Annotated in this window: 1 protein-coding gene and 1 pseudogene; both read left to right on the forward strand. The window is 77.9% G+C overall.

The features are described from left to right. Positions 1 to 1,619, forward strand: a pseudogene (locus ACFUEL_RS37575) (hypothetical protein); the annotation flags it as partial. 284 nt (positions 1,620 to 1,903) lie between these two features. Continuing rightward, positions 1,904 to 2,935, forward strand: coding sequence for an HD family hydrolase (locus tag ACFUEL_RS37580; protein WP_380242375.1), 1,032 nt, complete (start codon positions 1,904 to 1,906; stop codon positions 2,933 to 2,935). Positions 2,936 to 3,050: the final 115 nt, after the last annotated feature.

Here is a 3,050-nt window from a genome sequence, read left to right on the forward strand (position 1 = left end):
CCGCCGTCCTGCCGGCCTGGGCCGCGCTGCCGGTCGCCACCTGGCTCCGGCTGCGCGAACCCCGGCGGCGGCGCCCCGACGGGGACCGGCACCGCCCGCAGCGGAACGGCGGCCCGCGCCGGGCCGCCGAGGCGGCGGCCGTGCTGCTCGCGCTCGCGGTCTGGACGTCCGTCCGGGTGCGCGGCACCGCCGCCCTGACGGATCCCCAACTCCCGTTGCTGCCGGTGCTGCTGGCGGTCGTGGTGGCCGCCGTGCTGCTGCGGGTGCAGCCCGCGCCGGTGCGGCTGCTGATCGGCCGGGCCCGCGCGGGCACCGGGGCGGTCGCGCTGGTCGCGCTCGCTCGGGCCGGCCGGGCGGCCGCCGCCGGGGCGCTCACCCTGCTGGTGCTGGTACTGGCCCTGTCGCAGGCGGTCTTCGGCGGACTGGTCGCCCACACCCTGCAGCAGGGCCGGGAGCAGACCGCGGCCTGGCGCAGCGGCGCCGACGCCGTGCTGCTCGGCCCGGCCCGGATCGCCGACGCCCGCGAGGAGTTGGCCGCCCTGCCCGGCGTCGCCGGCACCGCCACCGTGCACGTCCAGGTGCAGGACCTGATCGGCAGCGACGGCACGGTGACCGCGCAGGCGGTGCTCGCCGACGTCGACCCGGCCGCCCTGCTGGCCGTCGCCCCCGCCTCCCCGCTCGGCCGGGAGCTGCGCGGGGCCCGGCTGCCGTCCGCCGCCCGCGCCACCCCCGAGGACGCCCCGGAACTCGACGTGCTCGCCGAGCCCGCGCTGCTCGCCCACCACCCCGACGGCCTACTCGACACCGGCAGCGGCCCCGGCGCGCTGCGCCTGCGGATCGTCGGCACCCTGCCCGCCGACGCCCGCCGCGACCCGGTGCTCGGCCCGCTGCTCGGCGAACAGCCGCCCGGCGCACCCCTGTTGGTGTCCGCCCGGACGGTGCTGCCCGCGGACGTGCCGGGCCGCTCCGCCGTCCTGCTGCGCCTGGCCGGCGGGCCGTCCGACCCGCGCGGCCCATCCAACCCGTCCGACCCGTCCGACCCGTCCGCCCCGTCCGCCCCGTCCGCCCCGCGCGGCCCGCTCGACCAGGAACAGGTCCGCCGGGCCGCCGCCGCGACCGGCGCCACCGGCTCCCCGGTGGAGCTGCGCACCCGCGCCGCCGAACGGGAGCAGCTCGACCGGGACGGCCTGGGCACCGCGCTGAACCGCGCCTTCCTGGCCGCCGGGGCCGGCAGTCTGGCGATCGCGCTGCTGGTGGTCGTGCTGGAGCTGGTGCTCAGCGCCCGGAGCCGGGCCCGCACGGTCTGCTACCTGCGCACCCTCGGCCTGGGCGGCCGGGCCGCCGCCACCCTGCCGGTGCTCGAACTGCTCCCGCTGCTCGCCGCCGCCGCACTCGGCGGCACGGCGCTCGGCCTGCTGCTGCCCGCCGCGCTCGGCCCGGTGCTCGACCTGGCCGCGTTCAACGGCGGGCCCGTGCCCGGCCTGTCCGTCGACTGGACGCTCACCGCCGGCCTCGCCCTCGGGCTGACCCTGCTGGTCGTCGCGGTCGCCGCCCTGGAGACCCTGCTCGGACGCCGCCGGCACCCGGGCGCCGTGCTCAGACTCGGGGAGGCGCTGTGACCACGGCAGGCACGGCAGGCACGGCAGCCCCCGCGCCGGTGCGGATCCCACCGCGGCGGCCCGGCCGGCTCGGTTCAGCCCCCGGCCGGGCCGCCGTGGAACCCCTGTGCGCGACGGTCCGTGCCGGTCCGTGCCGGTCCGCGCCGGTCCGTGCCGGTCCGTGCCGGTCCGCGGCGGGGCCGTCGTCGAGGAGTGAACCGGTGACGGCTCGCCTATCCTGGCACGACCGTCCGATCTCGACGCCCCGCACCCGACCGACCGTCAGGTGGACCCCAGGAGGCCCCGTGCCCAGCGACGACCAGACCCCGACGCTCGCCGCGTCCGTGCCGCAGCCCGACGGAACGCCCGAACGGCTGCGCCGCCAGATCGAGTTCATCATCGAGGTGGACCAGCTGAAGAACGTCTTCCGGCAGAGCCCGCTGCTGGCCGCCGACCGGCGGGAGAACGACGCCGAGCACTCCTGGCACCTCGCCCTGATGACCCTGCTGCTCGCCGAGTACGCGGACGAGCCGGTCGACCGGTCCAAGGTGCTCGCCATGGTGATCCTGCACGACCTGGTCGAGATCTACGCCGGGGACACCTTCCTCTACGACACCGCGGCCTCCGCCGACCAGGAGGAGCGCGAACGCGCCGCCGCCGACAAACTGTTCGCGATCCTGCCGGACGACCAGCGCGACCACTTCCGGTCGCTCTGGGACGAGTTCGAGGAGCGCGTCAGCCCGGAGGCCCGGTTCGCCAAGGCGATGGACCGGCTCCAGCCGCTGCTGCTCAACTACGGCAACCGGGGCGGCACCTGGCGCGCACCGGGGGTCACCGACGCCGACGTGCTGGCCCGCAAGTCCGTGATCGGCGACGCCTCCGCCGACCTGTGGGACTACGCCCGGACCCTGATCCGCACCGGCGCGGACAACGGCTGGGTGCCCCGCGCCGAAGCCGAGCCGCAGTCGTCAACCGGCGCGACGGGGCCCGCCGCGGGGTCAGCCACGGGGTCCGCCACGGACCGGCCCGAGCCACTGAGCGAGCGGGTGGGGACCGAGCCGTGGGGCCCGGAACGGCTGACCGGCGGCCCGCTCGACGAGGTGCTCGCGGCCGCCCGGGCGGCCGCGCCCGACCTCCGGATCGTCCGGATGACGGTCCGCCTGCCCGCGGACGACGACAACGTGTGGTGGCTGGTGACGCCGGACCGCCGGGAGGCCCAGGTGGACACCGGGCCCGACGGGGCCCCGCCGTTCCTGATCGAGACCGACACCGCCCGGCACGACGTCGACGACGCCGAACGAGCCGCCCGGATCCTGGTCGACTGGCTGCTCGCCTGAACCCTCCCCTTTCGGCGCGCGGGCCCTTCCGGCGCGTGGGCCCTTCCGACGCGTGGACGCTCAGCCGTGGGTGCGCAGCACGTGGTCGGCGAGCGCGGCGAGGTAGGCGTCGCGC

This window comes from Kitasatospora sp. NPDC057198 (assembly GCF_042670125.1).
Classification (GTDB): Bacteria; Actinomycetota; Actinomycetes; order Streptomycetales; family Streptomycetaceae; genus Kitasatospora.